We start from the raw sequence: 16,758 nt of genomic DNA on the forward strand, positions 1-16,758 counted from the left end.
AGAAAGAAACATCTTCGCGGTGTTACCGGGCTTCGATTTTCACACTTGTTAGGTGGGTTTTAGAACGTGTATCCGCGGGTGTTGCGTGCCCGCCAGCATGCGCTGTGCCAGTGCCTACGATCTTCCAGGCCGGCCTGGGCTCCCCACAGTGTTTCTTCCGTCCATGCCACGATATGCGGGGTGCCGATCGCTATGATCTGTTGGCATCCTGGGCACCGGTATTCTTTCTCGCCACGGGGGATGTTGCGCACGTTGAAGGTGAGCCCTCCCGGCCCGGTTTCCTTCCGCACCCCACCCGTAATCCGATCCATGTTCAGGGGAATATGTCCCTGATGGTACGGGCGGCGACGAGACTTCCTGCCCATTAGAACAACCGATCCTCCACGTTATCTGTGCCCTTCATTGCACCATAGTCGAGGACAAGGCAGCGGATGCCACGATCTTCAGCGAGCACTCGTGCCTGGGGCTTGATTTCCTGGGCGGCAAAGATCCCCGCCACCGGGGCGAGCAGCGGGTCCCGGTTAAGGAGTTCGAGGTAGCGGGTGAGTTGTTCAACACCGTCAATCTCTCCCCTGCGCTTAATTTCAATCGCAATATGCTTCTCTTCAGCATCCTTGACCAGGAGGTCAACGGGGCCGATTGCGGTCGGGAATTCCCTGCGCACAAGGCGTGTACCGGGACCGATGAGTTCGACCTGCTCAGCGAGCAGCTCCTGCAGGTGTGCTTCGACCCCGTCCTTGACGAGACCGGGGTCCTCGCCGAGCTGGTAGCTCATTTCTTCGATGATGGAGAAGATCTTGATGTTGAGGGCGTCATTGGTTTTTGCGTTGGCGACAAGCCAGACGGCTTCGATGCCGGCCTCGGCCTCTTCCTCAGACGGCTCCGCCTCCGTCAACTTACACGGGGCACTCATCCAGTTAAGCGGCTTATACGAGCCACCGTCGGAGTGGATGAGAACCGAACCATCGGCCTTGATCATGATGAGCCGGGGGGCTTTCGCCAGGTAGGCATCGAGGCGGCCGGAATATTCTACGGAGCATTCAGCAAAGACAACACGCACGCCCTCCAGTCTACATAGTGGGGTGCCGGCCCCAGGGTGGGGTTCTCCACGAAGCAGAGATAGGAAATCCAGGCAGAAACGGGTAACGGGGAAGATCGAGACTTCGGTGTCTCGCTCCCGCGTCCTGGATTCGATTGTCGGTTCTCGCTCCCCTATGGCCTTCCCCAACGTTCCTTATGAAACAGTGCACCCGCCAATCAAGTGGCGGGGGTTCGAGAGAGGGTATAGAGGCTGCAGAGGGTGTCTTATATGCCTGTGGGGTCTTTGGCGGGGCTTGCCCCCTCCCTCCAGCCTGTCTCTTTTACACCACTTGATGTGGATAAAAGACAGGAGGGAAATCTTGCCGGGGGTCGCGCGGGTACGGGGGAAGATCGAGCCTTCGTTGTCCCGCCCCCGCGTCCTGGATTCTTTTGTGGGTTCCCGCCCCCCTATGCCCTTCCCCAACGTTCCTTATGAAACAGTGCCCCCGCCAATCAAGTGGCGGGTGTTCGAGAGAGGTTATAGAGGCTGCAGAGGTTGTCTTATATGCCTGTGGGTTCTTCGACGGGGCTTGCCCCGTCCATCCAGCTCACCACACCGGCTGCCGAGTCGTTGGTCATGGCCCACAGCCAGTGCTGACCATTACATTCGAAATGGACAACGACCGTTCCGGTCGCTTCGTTACGCTGGTGATAGTCGATGACATTGAGTCGGTTCCGGGAGAAGGCGAGGACAGGCTTAGTGGAGATGGAGCCGGTCTTGTACCAGCGCAGATATTCCGCTCCGAAGATGGCGACACCGGATCGCCACTGGTTACTGTCTGGAACACTGATGGCCGCGGGGAAGGAACCGACCCTGCGGAAGAGTGCCCGGGTGCGGATCATGGCCCAGATGGCGAATGCCCCGGCAACCACGAGCAGCGCCACAATGACACTGAGTGCGATAGCCGGGGCATCCATACGTTTTCCAATCTAGTCGGACAGGTCCTCCAGGTTGACGAAGTGATCTCCACCATCGTCCACGACAATCGTGACGACGTCTGAGTCAACAACAACAAATCCCTGCGGAACTTCGAAGCTCTTCTCCTCTGCTCCCGATCCTACCCGCACCGTGCCGGGGCGGAGGACAGCAAGCAAAGGTTCACGTCCATCCAGAATACCGAGTTCACCCTCGAAAGCGGGAACGACCACCGAATCGGCTTCGCCACTCCACTGCTCCCCAGAGCGCACGACGATGTCGACTTTCATCGGTTCTCTTCCTCGAGTTCACGAGCGCGACGCTCGAGATCTTCGATGCCACCGATGTTGAAGAACGCCTGCTCCGGTACGTGGTCGTAGTCGCCTTCGCAGATCCTGCGGAAAGCTTCAACGGTCTCGTCAACGGGGACGGTGGAGCCTTCCACGCCCGTGAACTTCACGGCCGTGTAGGTGTTCTGCGACAGGTACTGCTCGATGCGGCGTGCGCGTGCAACGGTGACCTTGTCTTCTTCACCGAGCTCGTCAACACCGAGAATCGCGATGATGTCCTGAAGTTCCTTGTTCTTCTGCAAAATCGACTTGACGCGGGTGGCGACATCATAGTGTGCCTGACCAACGTACTGGGGGTCGAGGATGCGGGAGGAGGAAGCGAGCGGGTCCACGGCCGGGTAGAGACCGCGCGACGCAATGTCACGGGACAGCTCGGTCGTCGCATCGAGGTGCGCGAACGTCGTGGCCGGTGCCGGGTCGGTGTAGTCGTCGGCGGGCACGTAAATGGCCTGCAGGGAGGTAATCGAGTGACCGCGGACGGAGGTAATGCGCTCCTGAAGCTGGCCCATCTCATCAGCCAGGGTCGGCTGATAGCCCACTGCGGAAGGCATGCGGCCGAGAAGGGTCGACACCTCGGAACCTGCCTGGGTGAAGCGGAAGATGTTGTCGATGAAGAGCAGCACTTCCTGGTTCTGGACGTCACGGAAGTACTCCGCCATCGTCAGAGCCGACAGGGCAACACGCAGACGCGTGCCCGGCGGCTCATCCATCTGGCCGAAGACGAGAGCGGTCTTGTCGAACACGCCCGCTTCTTCCATTTCGACGATGAGGTCGTTACCTTCACGGGTACGCTCACCCACGCCGGCGAACACGGACACACCGCCGTGGTCCTGGGCGACGCGCTGAATCATTTCCTGAATCAGAACGGTCTTACCAACACCGGCACCACCGAACAGACCGATCTTGCCGCCCTGCACGTACGGGGTGAGGAGGTCGATGACCTTGATACCGGTTTCGAACATCTGGGTCTTCGACTCGAGCTCAGCGAACGTCGGAGGGTTGCGGTGGATCGGCCAGCGCTCCGTCACCTCAAGGGTTTCACCCTCGGGAAGGTTGAGGGGCTCACCGGTCACGTTGAACACGTGGCCGAGCGTCACGTCACCGACGGGGACCGTGATCGGCTCACCCGTGTCCTGAACCTGTGCGCCGCGCACGAGGCCGTCAGTCGGCTTCAGTGCGATGGTGCGGACGATGCCGTCACCCAGGTGCTGGGCAACTTCCAGGGTCATCTTGTGGGTTGCCATGTCACCGCCCATGGCGGTCAGGTCAATCTCGGTGGTGAGTGCGTTATTGAGCGCCGGAAGCTGGTCCGGAGCAAACTCGACGTCAACGATGGCGCCGATGACGCGGACAATCCGGCCAACGCCCGTCTCGGTAGTGGCAGTCATTCTTTCTTCCTTCACTTGGCCATCGGCCGGGTGGTCTAGCTGGCATTCTCCAGCGCGTCAGCGCCGGAAATAAGCTCGGTAATTTCTGTCGTGATCTCGGCCTGGCGAGCGTTGTTCGCGAGGCGCGTGTAGTCCTGGATCAGCTCGTTGGCGTTCTCGGTCGCCGCATGCATTGCCTGCTGGCGGGATGCGAGCTCGGAGGCAGCAGCCATGAGCAACTGTCCGTGGATGCGCTGCGACACGTACATGGGGAGCAGTGCGTCGAACAGTTCCTTCGGAGAGGGCTCGAACTCGTAGAGCGGAACCTCTTCCGTCTCCTCGTCCGGGTCCGCCTCAACAACCTCAAGGGGAAGCATACGGCGCACCTGCACCACCTGCTTGACCATCGATTCGAACCGGGTGAACACGACGTGCAGTTCGGAAACGCCGCCCTCCTCAACGGGTGCGAGGAAGCGTCCCAAAAGCTCGTCAGCAATCTCCTGTGCCGTGTCGGTGGACGGGTTATCCGAGGAGCCGGTCCACACGCGGGCCATGTCGGCCTTGCGGAACTTGAAGTAGGACTCGCCCCTGCGTCCGAAGACGAACAGGACGGGATCCTTGCCGTCTTCACGAAGCCGCTCGAGGAGCTTCTCCGCTTCACGCAGCACGGATGAGGAGTACGCCCCCGCCATGCCACGATCCGACGTCACAATCAGAACGGCAACACGGTTCGTGTCGGTCCTGGGGGTGATGAGCGGGTGGTCGAGGTCCGTTGCGTGGGCTGCGACGGTGCCAATCGAGCGGATGAGCGCAAGAGTGTACGGGTCCTGGCCCTGCGCGCGTTCGCGCGCCTTGCCAATCCTCGACGCCGCAATGAGCTCCATGGCACGGAAGACCTTTTCAAGGGTCTTCGTTGCCCGGATCTTTTGCTTATAGACTCTCTGCTGACCAGCCACTATTAGTCCTTCTTCGAGCGGGCGAGCTGCTCGACTTCGTGCTCAGCTTCCTGCTCGGGTACTTCGGGAGACATGTCAACGTCCTTGGCTGCAACGAATTCCTTCTGGAACTCTTCAACGCCGCGGCGCAGCTCGTCAATGGTCTCGTCCTCGAGCTTGCCGGTGTCACGAATCGCGTCGAGCGCCTTCGTGTTGCGGCGGAGGTAGTCGAGCATGCCGGCCTCAAAGTTGTGCACCTGCTCAACCGGGATGGGATCCAGGTAGCCGTTGGTGCCTGCCCACACGGACGCAACCTGATCCTCAACCGCGTACGGGGTGTACTGGGGCTGCTTGAGGATCTCCATGAGCCGCTCACCGCGAGTGAGCTGGCGGCGGGTCGTCGCATCGAGGTCGGAAGCGAACATAGCGAACGCTTCCTGTGCACGGTACTGGGCGAGCGTGATCTTGAGGGTACCGGAAACCTTCTTCATCGCCTTGATCTGCGCGTCACCACCGACACGGGACACGGAAATACCGACGTCCACGGCCGGGCGTTGGTTCGCGTTGAACAGGTCCGATTGGAGGAAGATCTGACCGTCCGTAATTGAAATAACGTTGGTCGGAATGTAGGCCGAGACGTCGTTCGCCTTCGTCTCGATGATCGGCAGGCCCGTCATCGAACCGCCACCGAGCTCATCGGAGAGCTTCGCGCACCTCTCGAGCAGGCGAGAGTGTAGGTAGAACACGTCACCGGGGTATGCTTCACGGCCCGGGGGACGGCGCAGCAGGAGGGAAACGGAACGGTAGGCCTCGGCCTGCTTCGACAGGTCGTCGAAGATGATGAGGACGTGCTTGCCGCCGTACATCCAGTGCTGGCCAATGGCCGAACCGGTATAGGGGGCGAGGTACTTGAAGCCTGCCGGGTCGGATGCCGGGGAGGCCACGATCGTCGTGTACTCGAGGGCACCTGCTTCCTCGAGGGCGCCGCGCACGGATGCGATCGTCGAGCCCTTCTGGCCAACGGCAACGTAGATGCAACGGACCTGCTTGTCGGGGTCACCCGAGTCCCAGTTGGCCTTCTGGTTGAGGATCGTGTCGATCGCGAGAGCGGTCTTACCTGTCTGGCGGTCACCAATGATCAGCTGGCGCTGGCCACGACCGATCGGGATCATCGCGTCGATTGCCTTGAGGCCGGTCTGGAGGGGTTCGTGCACGGACTTGCGGTCCATGACGCCCGGGGCCTGAAGTTCGAGGGCACGCGAGCCATCGATGCCCTGGATGTCGCCCTGCCCATCGAGGGGCTGTCCGAGCGGGTCCACGACCCTACCCAGGTAGCCGTCACCTACGGGGACGGACAGGACCTTACCGGTACGGCGGACCTCCTGGCCCTCTTCGATACCGGAGAAGTCACCGAGAACCACGCAACCGATTTCGCGGTCTTCGAGGTTCATGGCCAGACCCTCTGTTCCGTCTTCGAAACGGAGAAGTTCGTTAGCCATGGCGCCGGGGAGGCCTTCAACGCGGGCAATCCCGTCAGCGGTCATGGTGACGTGACCGACCTCTTCCGTGACTGCCTCTGCCGGTTCGTAACTATCGACGAAGCCGGCGAGCGCTGCCCGGATGTCCTCGGGCTGGATTGTCAGCTCAGCCATTGATATTCCTTTTCTTTGCGGGTTACCGCGGTAGTCTTCTAGTCCGCGAAAACGGACTTCACGTGGTTGATGCGGGAAGCGAGAGAGCCGTCAATGACGTCCGGTCCGATTGAAATACGCACTCCGCCGATCAGTGCCGGGTCAATACCGACATGGATTTCGACGGGCTTGCCGTATTTCTTGGTGAGGATCTCGGTCAGGCGCTGCTCCTGCTCGACGGCCAGGGGCGCGGCTGCGGTGACGATGGCGACGAGGTGTTGACTCCTGCGTCCAGCGTCCCCAATCCAGTGCCTCAGCTGGCGAATAATGTGCTCATCGTTCGCGACCCCGTATTCTAGGAGTGCGACCGTCTCGGGACTCCAGCTACCGAAGATGCGGTTGACGAGGCTGATGCGGCGGTCTGCAGCAATATCTCGATCATCCAGGTTCCGGCGGAGCTCGCCGGCTTCGCTCAGCGTGCGGCTAGCCCGGTACAGCTCTTCTTCGACACCCTGGAGGCGGCCGGAGATCTGGGCTGACATGAGAAGCGTTTCCACACCGGACCGGGCGATCGCTTCCACGATATCCTCGGGCCTGCGGAAGGGTTCCCGTGCCAGTCCGGAAAGGAAGTCCTTCACCTCACCGGACACCTTGCCCTCAAAGAGGCGGGATACGAGCTCGGCCCGTGCCTCCGGGGAGCGTGCCGGGTCGGTTATCACCCGTGCAACCGCCGTCTCGGAACCGAGAAGCTTCTCTGCCGCGAAGAGCTCCTTAGCCCAGCCAATCGCCGCATCGGGACGGTTGGCGACGACACCTTCCCACGTGGTGAGAAGCCTTTGGAGTGCTTGCTCGCTACCCAGTCTCATCACGCCTCCGTGTTCGCGGGGGTTGATGCTTCCAGTTCGTCAAGGAAGCGGTCGACGACCTGACGCGACACGTCGCTGTCGGCCACGTTGGCTTCCACGATGCGACCCGCAAGGGTCGTGGCAAGCGTGCCAACCTCGGTACGCAGGGAGTGCTCCGCAGCGAGACGGTCGGCTTCGATCTGGCGCTGAGCCGAATCGAGCATGCGCTGACCTTCCGCGGCTGCCTTCGAGCGCGCATCGGCAATGATTGCCTTCGCGTTCTCTTGAGCATCCTCGCGGATACGTGCGGCATCCTTGCGAGCAGCGGTTACCTCGTCGGCAAGCTGCTCACGCTCAGCCTTGATTTCTTCTCGTGCCCGTTCTGCTGCCAGAAGCCCATCTTCGATCTTCTCTCTACGCTCATCGAGCAGTGAGATGAAGGTCGGCCATGCCAACTTGTAGACAACAAACGCAACAATAACGAATGCGACCGTGCCCCAGAGGAGGTCATAGGAGGCCGGAACGAGCAACGAGGGGTCCCAGTTGAACCACTCGGCGCTGTTGTTCATGATCAGAAGACGAACCCAGCGGCGAAGCCAATAAGGCCGAGGGCCTCAACGAACGCCATACCGAGGAACATGTTGACGCGGAGGAACGACTTGATCTCGGGCTGACGAGCAGAAGCTTCCTGCGTCTTTGCTACGAGCATGCCAATACCGATAGCAGGGCCGGTTGCAGCGAGGCCGTAACCGATGGTCGCGATGTTACCGACGACTGTTTCCATAATTTCCTGTTTCCTTTGTTGTTGAGTGGTTGACCCAAGTTTCAGTGTTCTTCAATTGACAGTGAAACGTACACTGCCGCAAGAAGCGCAAAGATGTAAGCCTGCAAGCCCGCTACCAGGATCTCGAAGACCACAACGGCAATGCCACCCAGGAGAGTAACAGAACCGGAGAGGATGCCGACGGCACCGCCCATCGAGAAGTACAGGTAGTGAGTTGCGCCGAAGCACAAGACGAGCAGGAGGTGACCCGCCACCATGTTGGCGAGAAGACGAATGGCGAGAGTTGCCGGGCGAACAATGAAGTTCGACAGGAACTCGATCGGAGTCATAAGAATGAGAACCGGCTTCGGAACACCGGCGGGCATGAGCTGCGCCTTGAAGAAGCCGCCCGCACCGTGGACGCGGATACCGGCCACAATGAAGAGGACGTACGCGAACAGCGCGTAAATAATCGGCATGCCGATGAGGGATGTCGAGGCGATGTGTAGCCCGGGGATGACACCCGTAATGTTCATGAACAGAATGCCGAGGAAGAGGGTGGCCAGTGCCGGCAGGTAACGATCTGCCTTACCCTCACCAATGACTTCGTAACCGATCGACTTCCGAATAAAGTCAAGAACGTATTCGAAGGCTGCCTGCGCGCGGCCGGGAACGAGCTTCGCCCGCTTGGCGTACAGGATGCAGATGATGGCGAGGACCGCAACCGCAATGAGGCGAGCCATGATGATGCGGTTAATGGCGAACGGAGTACCTTCGAAAAGGTACGCTTCGGGATAAAACTCGTCCATCGACGGTGCGTGGAAACCGGAATCTTCCGCGGCGAGACGCAGACGCCCGGCCTGGGCTACGAGCTCAAACGAGGCGTTAGCGAACAGGATGGCCCCCAGAAAACTTAAGAGGTGGAAGAGCTCGGGTGACTGATCGACATAGATCTGCCAGCTCTTGCGGACGAAATCATCGTACCGGAAATAATCTCGAGATTGTGAGTCCGACCGAACAGTTTCAGGACGAATGTCCTAGGCACGGGTGGTGGCGATCGTGAATGTGTCGATCGCAAGAGACACGACGATCGCCGACACAAACCCTAGTAAAAGCGCCATATCCGCCAAAAAGGCGTAGCCCTGGAGGGAAACAAACACGACAAACAGGACAACAATTTTGAGTAAATATCCGCCCAACATGACGGCCATGTCATTAATTTTGGGATTCTTCTCTGTGAGGATCATCACCGCAAGAGTGAGTCCCATGGCGGTCCCGGCAATCCCAACTCCGATAAGAAAGCCCCACAGAGCAGGCTCTCCGCTCGCCAGGTAGGCCCACAGCCCACCACCAAGAGCCAGCACCAGGTAGGCGATCAGGGTGCGCACCGAGATCGTTCGGTACAGGTCAAGACCGGTTGGCACATATCCAGGTTCACGGTCCTTCTTCATGCTCGCTCACCTCTATCGTCATCATGCAACTTGCCCGGCCAGATCCCATCCGTCTGCTCGCAGCCAACCCCCGGCATATCCCCCAGTGTCTCACCTTCCGGAAGTTCAGTTTCCAGCCACTCCATGCTGTGCAATTCCGTCAGTTCCTCATCCTTCTCGGAAGCAGCATGAGTTCCCGATGAAATCGGCTCGCGCTCACCTGTATCTGACGAATCTAGCCCCTCGTCCTCGGCGCGCGAGAAGCTGGTGGAATCGTGCGCTCCCGCACCGGCGGGCTGCAGGGCCGCGACAGTCGATGACCGGGTCTCGGCAGTCGATGCCCGGTTCGCATTAACTACGGCAGTTGTAGCTGTGGAGTCCGGGTTTGCGTGGTCCCCTGCTCGGTCGTGACCTGCGGCGGCTGCTTCGGCACCGCCGGTGGCTGCAACCGCAAGGTTGGTGGTGTGCTCCGGAGCAGCCTCTGTCTTCCCTCTCATCTCCCATCTCGTGTACGCAACCACGAGTAGGAGGCCGACCGCGCCCGCGATGGAAACGGGAAGTGGGTCAAAGAAAGCGAGGGCAACGGCGATAAAGGAAAACAGTGCGGACCAGGCGTAAATGACCTGGACGGCACCGCGGTGAGAGTTGCCGGCACGGAGAAGACGGTGGTGGAGATGGCCGGAATCGGCAGTGAAGGGCGACTGCCCCTTGAGGAGGCGCCTCAACACGGCGTACGCAAAGTCGAGCAGTGGAATGAGGAGCACGCCGATCGGCAAAATGATCGGCATGAATGCGGGGATTGTTCGGGTCGTGGCGATGCTGGGATCGATCTGTCCCGTGACCACGATGCCCGCGGCGGCACATACCAGGCCGAGCATGAGGGCGCCCGAGTCGCCCATGAAGATCGTTGCTGGATTGAAATTGTGCGGTAGGAAACCGATGCAGATTCCCACGAGCGCAGCAACGACGACAACGGCGATCGAGGAGTAGTCACCCGGCGAGGATTCTCGGGTCAGCATGTACGTGTAGACAAAGAAGGCAAAGGAGCCTATGCCGACCACCCCGGCCGCAAGCCCATCCAGGCCATCAATAAAGTTGATTGCATTCGCGACGATTACGACGACGATGATCGTGAGGAACAGGGTGAGCCTCGTGGACCCAACGGTCAGTCCCCACACGGGAACGGACACGAACTGGATGCCCTGCCAGGCCATGATTCCCGCCGCAAGGATTTCCCCCGCCAGCTTCGCATACCAGTCGAGCTCCCAAATATCATCGATGATGCCGATCAGGCACATGAGCGCGGCACCCACCAAAATGCCCCAAGCCACCGAACCACCAGCAAATTCCTGGCTCAGGTACGGTATTTGGCTGGCCACCGCAAAGGACACGGCAAGGCCGATGAGCATCGCCAACCCACCGAGGCGCGGAATCGGCACGGTGTGGACGTCACGGTCACGGACCTGCGTGATCGCTCCGCTCGCCAATGCGATACGCCGCACAACAGGCACCATCAGATAGGTGACTGCCGCAGCGATCAGCATGACGAGCAGATAGACTCTCACGGCTCGACGTTCTCCTCGAGTTCAACAACGGCCGCGATGTCCTCGCGGGAGATGGCGCCCTGCCGGAGAATGCGCGCCGGCTGGGAGGTGACGTCAACGATTGTGGAGGCAACTCCCCCACCGGCCTTCCCACCATCCAGGTACAGGCCGACGGACTCACCAAGCATGCTGCTTGCCTCTTCGATGGTCGTAGCGGCCGGCTGGGAGTGGATATTGGCCGATGACACGGCAAGTGGGCCGGTGCGCTTCAGCAGGTTGAGTGCCACTTCGCTGTCCGGCATGCGCAGAGCCACGGTTCCCTCGGTCTCCCCAAGATCCCAGGCAAGCGATGGCTGCGCCAAAACAATGAGTGTGAGGGCGCCGGGCCAGAACTTCTCAATGAGGTCCCGTGCCGCCTGCGGCAGTCCGTCCGCCAGTGCCTCCGCCGTTTCCTTGGTGCCGACCAGAACCGGGGGCGGCATCTGCCTGCCCCTGCCCTTGGCTTCCAAGAGATTGTTGACCGCTGCCGGGTTAAAGGCATCAGCCCCAATCCCGTACACGGTGTCGGTTGGGAGCACGATGAGCTTCCCGTTGGATACGGCGACGGATGCAGCATCCAGGGCGCCACTATCGGTTATGCAGTCTCGAATATCCACAGTCTCTACTTTCTCACACCGCGTACAAAAACCGGGGTCTCCCCGCCAAGTCCAGCTCGGTCCGCCCGGACATTCCCACTTCCTGTGCGCAGACGACCAGGGCCTCACCCTGCGTATCGTCGTGCTCCATGATGAGCACCCCACGGGGCTTGAGGAGCTGCCTAGCTCGTACTACGAGGGCCCGAGGGATCTCCAACCCATCATCCCCGCCGCCCCACAGTGCCACGGCCGGATCTAGTCCCACTTCGGCAGGCAGTTGCCGCCTGGGTACGTAGGGTGGATTCGACACAACAACGTCAACCATGCCCTCGAGCTCGCTCAGTGCGGTGCGAGCATCACCCTGGTGCACCTCAACCCCGTAGGGCTGCGCATTACGCGTGGCGGCGGCAAAGGCGGTGTCATCCAGTTCAACGGCCACGACCCTGGCTCCCGGAACTTCATCGGCGATGGCAATGGCGATCGCTCCCGAACCGGTGCACAGGTCAACAACGAGGGGGCTTGGTCCTGCGCGGCGGGCCGCATCGACCGCAGCCCCCGCAACCAGTTCCGTTTCGGGCCGCACGATAAACACACCGGGGTCTGCCGGTAGCTCCAGATTCCGGAAGTGCATGACCCCCGTCAGGTGCTGGAGCGGGATCCGGCGGGCACGCCGCTCAACCAGCTCCCTGAAGGACTCGATCTGTTCCGGGGTGGGTTCAGGTGCGAGCAGGAGGCTCTGCCCCGCTACGTGCTCGGCAAGCCACCGTGCATCGGCGTGAGGCGACTCGATCCCGGCTTCCGCCAGGATCGATTCCGCCCACGAGCGCTGAGAACGCCAGGTCACTCCCCCGCGTGCTCCAGGCGCTCCAGCTCGTCCATCTCACGAGCCGAGTCGATGACGGGACCGAGCTCGCCGCCGAGGACGGTGTCCAGGTTGTATGCCTTGAATCCGGTCCGGTGATCGGAGATGCGGTTCTCGGGGAAGTTGTAGGTGCGGATGCGTTCCGAACGGTCCACGGTACGAACCTGGGAACGGCGCTGCTCTGCCTCTTCCGCGGCGGCGGCTTCCTGCTGGGCAGCAAGCAGGCGTGCTCGCAGCACGCGCATCGCAGCATCGCGGTTCTTGTGCTGGGACTTCTCGTCCTGCATGGACACCACGATTCCCGTGGGAACGTGGGTGATGCGGACAGCGGAGTCGGTGGTATTAACGGACTGCCCGCCCGGCCCTGAGGAGCGGTACACGTCGATGCGGAGATCGTTCGGATCGATCTCGACCTCGCCCGGGTCATCAACTTCCGGGAAGACCAGCACGCCGGCTGCGGACGTGTGGATGCGGCCCTGGGATTCGGTGACGGGAACGCGCTGCACGCGGTGCACGCCGGCCTCGTACTTCAGGTGTGCCCACACGCCATCAGCCGGATCCTCGGGTGGCTGGGGGCTCTTGACCGCGACCTGGATGACCTTGTAGCCACCGAGGTCGGATTCGGTTGCGGACAGGGTCTGTGTCTGCCATCCCTTGATCTCCGCATACCTCAGGTACATGCGGAGCAGGTCGCCAGCGAATAGGGCGGACTCTTCTCCGCCTTCACCCGCCTTGACTTCGAGAATCACGTCGCGTGAATCGTCCGGGTCGCGCGGGATCAGCACGTTGCGCAGCTCGTCATCAAGCTCCGAAAAACGCTTCTCCAGCCCCGGCAGTTCATCGGCAAACAGCTCGCCGTCTTCCCCTCCTGCGGACACGATCTCCTTCGCCTCCGACAGATCGTCGCGCGCTGTCTTCCACTCCCGGTAGACGCGTACTACGCGCCCCAGTTCTGCGTAGCGGCGACCGAGCGAACGAAGCTTGTCGGGGCTGGACAGCACCTCGGGGGACGCCATCTGTTCCTCAATCTGATGGAACTCGGCAAGCATCTGCTCGGGGACGGACGTGTTCTGACTCATGGTGATCCTTAAAAGCTATGCGGAAGAAACAGGTGGAAGTAAATACGGAAGGCGCCGGCGAGAAACTCGCCGGCGCCTCGTAGAAAAGCTACTTCTTGCGCTTGCCGTAACGTGCCTCGAAGCGAGCCACGCGACCACCGGTGTCGAGAATCTTCTGCTTGCCGGTGTAGAAGGGGTGGCAGGCCGAGCAAACATCGGCGCGGATTTCGCCAGACGCAACGGTCGAGCGGGTGGTGAACTTGTTACCGCAGGTGCAGGTGACCTCGGTGACGAAGTATTCAGGGTGGATTCCCTGCTTCATGAGCTATCTCCTTGGATCGTTAGTGCCCCGGGTCCTTCCCAACTCCTGATCATGCAGGAGGCCGTTTCAAGAAACGTGGTTGGTGAACCGGAAGCCGTCAGGTAATTATGGTGCCGAAGTGGTCCGCCCCGCAAGGGGCGGACCTGTGAGACTACTCTCCAGACTTCTGCATGGACTTGGCGATGGTCATGAGGAACTCGCCATTCGATTCGGTCTTGCGGAGGCGTCCGAGCAGGAAGTCGGACGATTCCTGAACCTCGAGGGTGCCGAGAGCGCGACGCAACTGCCACACGATCTTGAGCTCCTCGGGGCTGAAGAGAAGCTCTTCGCGGCGGGTGCCGGACGCATTGACGTCGACGGCGGGGAAGATGCGGCGGTCGGCGAGCTGACGGGACAGGCGCAGTTCCATGTTGCCCGTGCCCTTAAACTCTTCGAAGATCACCTCGTCCATCTTCGATCCCGTCTCCACGAGTGCGGAGGCGACGATCGTGAGGGACCCCCCGTTTTCGACGTTGCGGGCCGCACCGAAGAAGCGCTTGGGCGGGTAGAGAGCCGCAGCATCCACACCACCGGACAGAATCCTGCCCGAGGCGGGTGCAGCCAGGTTGTAGGCACGGCCGAGGCGCGTGATCGAGTCGAGGAGAACAACAACGTCCTGGCCGAGTTCAACGAGGCGCTTCGCGCGCTCAATTGCCAGCTCGGCAACGAGGGTGTGTTCGGCGGCAGGGCGGTCGAAGGTGGAGGCAATAACCTCGCCCTTGACCATGCGCTGCATGTCCGTCACTTCTTCCGGGCGCTCATCCACCAGCACAACCATGAGGTGCACGTCGGGGTTGTTGACCGCGATCGCGTTCGCGATCTGCTGCATGATCATGGTCTTGCCCGCCTTCGGGGGCGAGACAATGAGTCCGCGCTGGCCCTTACCGATGGGGGCAACGAGGTCGATGACGCGCGGGGTAATCGCCTTCGGCGAGGTTTCCATGCGCAGCATTTCATTCGGGTACAGCGGTGTGAGCTTACCGAACTCGGGGCGCTTCAGAAGGTCCTCGAGCGACAGTCCGTTGACGGAGTCGATCTGGACGAGCGGGTTGAACTTGTGGCGCAGGCGTCCCTGGCGGCCCTGGCCCGAGGATTCGCCCAGGTCGCGGACGGCACCAACAATGGCATCGCCGCGGCGCAACTTGTTCTTCTTAATGAGGGCCTGCGAGACGTAGGCGTCGTTCGAACCGGGAAGATAGCCCGCGGTCCTCAGGTAGGCGTTGTTGCCGTCGATGTCGAGGATGCCAGCAACCTTGAGGAGCACATCTCCGTCGCGCACCTGATCGTTAAAGTCCGAATCACCATCGCCCTGACGGTCCTGACGATCGTTGCGCTGGTTGGAACGACGATCATTACGATCATTGCGATCATTGCGTTCGTTACGGTCCTGGCGCTCATTGCGCTCATTGCGGTTCTGCGAATCGCGGCGGCCGGAGCGTTCGCGGCGGCGATCATTGCGTCGCCTCGTGCCCTCACCGCTGTCGTCCGAATCCTGGTCGCGTTCGGTGCGGTTCCGGTCGTCTCCGCGGGAGCGCCTGTGGCTGGCTTCAGCCTTGCGGGAGGCTGCCTCACCCAGTGCTTCGAGGGCTGCGAGCTTGTCTTCTGGCAGTTCGGAACCGCTGTCGTTCGATGCGGGCTCGGACGCTGCCGGTTCGGGAATTTCAATGGTGGGCAGAGCGGACTCTTCCCGAGCGGACTCGGTCTTGTCGTTGTCCTGCTTCGGGGCCTGCTCGGCGGCTACCTTACGGCCGGCGTCGCGGGCCTTGCGGATAGCGGTGATGTAGTCATTACGGCGGGCTTTCGCATCAAGTTGAAGCCCCATCGTGTTGGCCAGCTCTTGGAGCTCGCCAAGTCGCATAGCCGTGAGTGCTTTGCGAGGAGCGGAGGAATTTTCGCTCACTAGTTTCCTTCCTCGAATCCCGCGTCATGGCGGGCGAGATGTCATTGCTTTCCAGCGCTCATTGGGAGATAAATGTAACTCAATGCCCCAAAGAACAAGCGCTGAGGGATGGCACCGTGCGCGGGCTAAGCCACAGCGCGTCAAGCGGTGATGAGGTCAGCCTACCAGGTTGAGCAGAAAATACACCTATTTACGCAACAATGTGAGCACCCTGGCCAATTCCAGGGGTTGTCACAGCAAAACCGCGTGCCTCAAGGATTCGGCAGGTCTGGGGATCCAGCTCGTCAAGAACGAGGATCGCGGGACCCGCCCCGGAGACCACTGCCGGCCATCCCGCCGACCTCAGCGCATCCAGCACCTCGGCCGTGGCAGGCATGGAACTGGAGCGGTACTCCTGGTGCAGGCGATCCCGCGTGGCCTCGTGCAAGAGATCAAGGTTGTGCCCGAGAGCGTGCACCAGAAGGGCCGTACGGGAGGCGTTGAATGCCGCATCGACGTGCGGAACCGAGGTGGGAAGCGCAGCGCGTGCCGTTGCCGTGGCGAGAACTTCCTTCGGCACGAGCAGGGTGGTGCGTAGCTCGGGGTGAAGGTCGAGGCTAACAGCGTGGGAACGTCCCGCTTCCGACCAGGAGACAACCGCTCCCCCGTAGATCGCGGGCGCGGCATTATCCGGATGCCCCTCGAACTCGGTTGCGATCGTGAGGACGTCATCCTTCGTGAACAGGTCGGGTCGGCCGAGGAATCCCGCCGCCAGGGTCAAACCTGCCACGACGGCAGCCGCGGAGGAGCCGAGTCCCCGGGACTGTGAAATACCGTTCCGGCAGGTCATCTTCACCCCTGCGAGCGGCAGCCCAGCGAATTCAAAGCCGCGCATGAGTGCGCGCACAACGAGATGCGATTCATCGGTCGGTAGTTCGCCCTGGCCCTCGCCCAGAATCTCGACGGTGGTCTTGCCGGCAAGCAGGGTTGCTTCAACTTCGTCGTAAATACCGTGGGCCATGCCCATGGAGTCGAAGCCGGGGCCGAGGTTCCCGGAGGTCGCGGGAACCCTCACTGTCAGGGTTTCGGTCACCTGCCGCAT

The 16,758-nt window shown here is 61.2% G+C and carries 18 protein-coding genes and 1 pseudogene; all 19 read right to left on the minus strand.

Translation table 11 applies throughout. The features are described from left to right. Window positions 1–59 precede the first annotated feature (59 nt). Complete coding sequence (locus BN1241_RS04280; protein WP_222704400.1) at window positions 60–311, minus strand: hypothetical protein; 252 nt, start codon at window positions 309–311, stop codon at window positions 60–62. A gap of 53 nt (window positions 312–364) precedes the next feature. Further along, window positions 365–1,060, minus strand: coding sequence for an endonuclease NucS (gene nucS / locus BN1241_RS04285; RefSeq protein WP_054952477.1), 696 nt, complete (start codon window positions 1,058–1,060; stop codon window positions 365–367). A gap of 521 nt (window positions 1,061–1,581) precedes the next feature. After that, window positions 1,582–1,998 carry a DUF2550 family protein gene (locus BN1241_RS04290; RefSeq protein ID WP_054952478.1) on the minus strand — a complete coding sequence of 139 codons (417 nt, stop codon included), beginning with the start codon at window positions 1,996–1,998 and terminating at the stop codon, window positions 1,582–1,584. A gap of 12 nt (window positions 1,999–2,010) precedes the next feature. After that, a complete protein-coding gene (locus BN1241_RS04295) occupies window positions 2,011–2,286 on the minus strand; it encodes a F0F1 ATP synthase subunit delta/epsilon (RefSeq protein WP_054952479.1) in 276 nt (91 codons plus the stop codon). After that, window positions 2,283–3,734: a F0F1 ATP synthase subunit beta gene (gene atpD, locus BN1241_RS04300; protein ID WP_054952480.1), complete on the minus strand. Its 1,452-nt coding sequence runs from the start codon at window positions 3,732–3,734 to the stop codon at window positions 2,283–2,285. Before atpD ends, BN1241_RS04295 begins: the two co-directional genes overlap by 4 nt. 35 nt (window positions 3,735–3,769) lie before the next feature. Further along, window positions 3,770–4,669, minus strand: a complete 900-nt coding sequence (locus BN1241_RS04305) for a F0F1 ATP synthase subunit gamma (RefSeq protein WP_054952481.1) — start codon at window positions 4,667–4,669, stop codon at window positions 3,770–3,772. Between the two features lie 2 nt (window positions 4,670–4,671). Next, entirely contained in the window at window positions 4,672–6,300 is a 1,629-nt protein-coding gene (atpA, locus tag BN1241_RS04310; protein ID WP_054952482.1) for a F0F1 ATP synthase subunit alpha, read from the minus strand. Between the two features lie 38 nt (window positions 6,301–6,338). Further along, window positions 6,339–7,145: a F0F1 ATP synthase subunit delta gene (locus tag BN1241_RS04315; RefSeq protein ID WP_054952483.1), complete on the minus strand. Its 807-nt coding sequence runs from the start codon at window positions 7,143–7,145 to the stop codon at window positions 6,339–6,341. After that, window positions 7,145–7,693: a F0F1 ATP synthase subunit B gene (locus tag BN1241_RS04320; protein WP_054952484.1), complete on the minus strand. Its 549-nt coding sequence runs from the start codon at window positions 7,691–7,693 to the stop codon at window positions 7,145–7,147. The genes BN1241_RS04315 and BN1241_RS04320 overlap by 1 nt, the downstream gene beginning before the upstream one ends. A gap of 2 nt (window positions 7,694–7,695) precedes the next feature. Next, on the minus strand, window positions 7,696–7,908 hold the full coding sequence (gene atpE / locus BN1241_RS04325; protein WP_054952485.1) for an ATP synthase F0 subunit C: 213 nt from the start codon (window positions 7,906–7,908) through the stop codon (window positions 7,696–7,698). Window positions 7,909–7,949: 41 nt separating this feature from the next. Beyond that, complete coding sequence (atpB, locus tag BN1241_RS04330; protein ID WP_082418211.1) at window positions 7,950–8,696, minus strand: F0F1 ATP synthase subunit A; 747 nt, start codon at window positions 8,694–8,696, stop codon at window positions 7,950–7,952. Between the two features lie 228 nt (window positions 8,697–8,924). After that, a complete protein-coding gene (locus tag BN1241_RS04335) occupies window positions 8,925–9,338 on the minus strand; it encodes a Cg1360 family ATP-synthase-associated protein (protein WP_054952487.1) in 414 nt (137 codons plus the stop codon). 485 nt (window positions 9,339–9,823) lie between these two features. Then, a pseudogene (locus tag BN1241_RS04340) lies at window positions 9,824–10,882 on the minus strand (MraY family glycosyltransferase); the annotation flags it as partial. Next, window positions 10,879–11,517, minus strand: coding sequence for an L-threonylcarbamoyladenylate synthase (locus tag BN1241_RS04345; RefSeq protein WP_054952488.1), 639 nt, complete (start codon window positions 11,515–11,517; stop codon window positions 10,879–10,881). The pseudogene BN1241_RS04340 and the gene BN1241_RS04345, both read right to left, overlap by 4 nt. Before the next feature lie 13 nt (window positions 11,518–11,530). Then, on the minus strand, window positions 11,531–12,340 hold the full coding sequence (gene prmC, locus BN1241_RS04350) for a peptide chain release factor N(5)-glutamine methyltransferase (protein ID WP_077138280.1): 810 nt from the start codon (window positions 12,338–12,340) through the stop codon (window positions 11,531–11,533). Continuing rightward, window positions 12,337–13,437: a peptide chain release factor 1 gene (gene prfA, locus BN1241_RS04355; protein ID WP_054952489.1), complete on the minus strand. Its 1,101-nt coding sequence runs from the start codon at window positions 13,435–13,437 to the stop codon at window positions 12,337–12,339. The genes prmC and prfA overlap by 4 nt, the downstream gene beginning before the upstream one ends. 88 nt (window positions 13,438–13,525) lie before the next feature. Next, window positions 13,526–13,738: a 50S ribosomal protein L31 gene (gene rpmE, locus BN1241_RS04360; RefSeq protein WP_054952490.1), complete on the minus strand. Its 213-nt coding sequence runs from the start codon at window positions 13,736–13,738 to the stop codon at window positions 13,526–13,528. A gap of 151 nt (window positions 13,739–13,889) precedes the next feature. After that, the gene (rho, locus tag BN1241_RS04365; protein ID WP_054952491.1) at window positions 13,890–15,677 is read right to left on the minus strand and encodes a transcription termination factor Rho; all 1,788 of its coding nucleotides are present in this window, start codon (window positions 15,675–15,677) and stop codon (window positions 13,890–13,892) included. Between the two features lie 190 nt (window positions 15,678–15,867). After that, window positions 15,868–16,758 carry a homoserine kinase gene (thrB, locus tag BN1241_RS04370; RefSeq protein WP_054952492.1) on the minus strand — a complete coding sequence of 297 codons (891 nt, stop codon included), beginning with the start codon at window positions 16,756–16,758 and terminating at the stop codon, window positions 15,868–15,870.

Origin of the sequence: Flaviflexus massiliensis, from assembly GCF_001375495.1 — a bacterium.
Lineage (GTDB): Bacteria > Actinomycetota > Actinomycetes > Actinomycetales > Actinomycetaceae > Flaviflexus > Flaviflexus massiliensis.

What these genes read in the sequence shown, in the direction of transcription:
- thrB (WP_054952492.1), bottom strand. Translation starts at nt 16,758, where the DNA reads ATGCGGCAGGTGACCGAAACCCTGACAGTGAGGGTTCCCGCGACCTCC.
- BN1241_RS04335 (WP_054952487.1), bottom strand. Translation starts at nt 9,338, where the DNA reads ATGAAGAAGGACCGTGAACCTGGATATGTGCCAACCGGTCTTGACCTG.
- atpD (WP_054952480.1), bottom strand. Translation starts at nt 3,734, where the DNA reads ATGACTGCCACTACCGAGACGGGCGTTGGCCGGATTGTCCGCGTCATC.
- prfA (WP_054952489.1), bottom strand. Translation starts at nt 13,437, where the DNA reads ATGAGTCAGAACACGTCCGTCCCCGAGCAGATGCTTGCCGAGTTCCAT.
- rpmE (WP_054952490.1), bottom strand. Translation starts at nt 13,738, where the DNA reads ATGAAGCAGGGAATCCACCCTGAATACTTCGTCACCGAGGTCACCTGC.
- BN1241_RS04320 (WP_054952484.1), bottom strand. Translation starts at nt 7,693, where the DNA reads ATGAACAACAGCGCCGAGTGGTTCAACTGGGACCCCTCGTTGCTCGTT.
- atpB (WP_082418211.1), bottom strand. Translation starts at nt 8,696, where the DNA reads ATGGACGAGTTTTATCCCGAAGCGTACCTTTTCGAAGGTACTCCGTTC.
- atpA (WP_054952482.1), bottom strand. Translation starts at nt 6,300, where the DNA reads ATGGCTGAGCTGACAATCCAGCCCGAGGACATCCGGGCAGCGCTCGCC.
- BN1241_RS04290 (WP_054952478.1), bottom strand. Translation starts at nt 1,998, where the DNA reads ATGGATGCCCCGGCTATCGCACTCAGTGTCATTGTGGCGCTGCTCGTG.
- BN1241_RS04295 (WP_054952479.1), bottom strand. Translation starts at nt 2,286, where the DNA reads ATGAAAGTCGACATCGTCGTGCGCTCTGGGGAGCAGTGGAGTGGCGAA.
- BN1241_RS04280 (WP_222704400.1), bottom strand. Translation starts at nt 311, where the DNA reads ATGGATCGGATTACGGGTGGGGTGCGGAAGGAAACCGGGCCGGGAGGG.
- BN1241_RS04315 (WP_054952483.1), bottom strand. Translation starts at nt 7,145, where the DNA reads ATGAGACTGGGTAGCGAGCAAGCACTCCAAAGGCTTCTCACCACGTGG.
- atpE (WP_054952485.1), bottom strand. Translation starts at nt 7,908, where the DNA reads ATGGAAACAGTCGTCGGTAACATCGCGACCATCGGTTACGGCCTCGCT.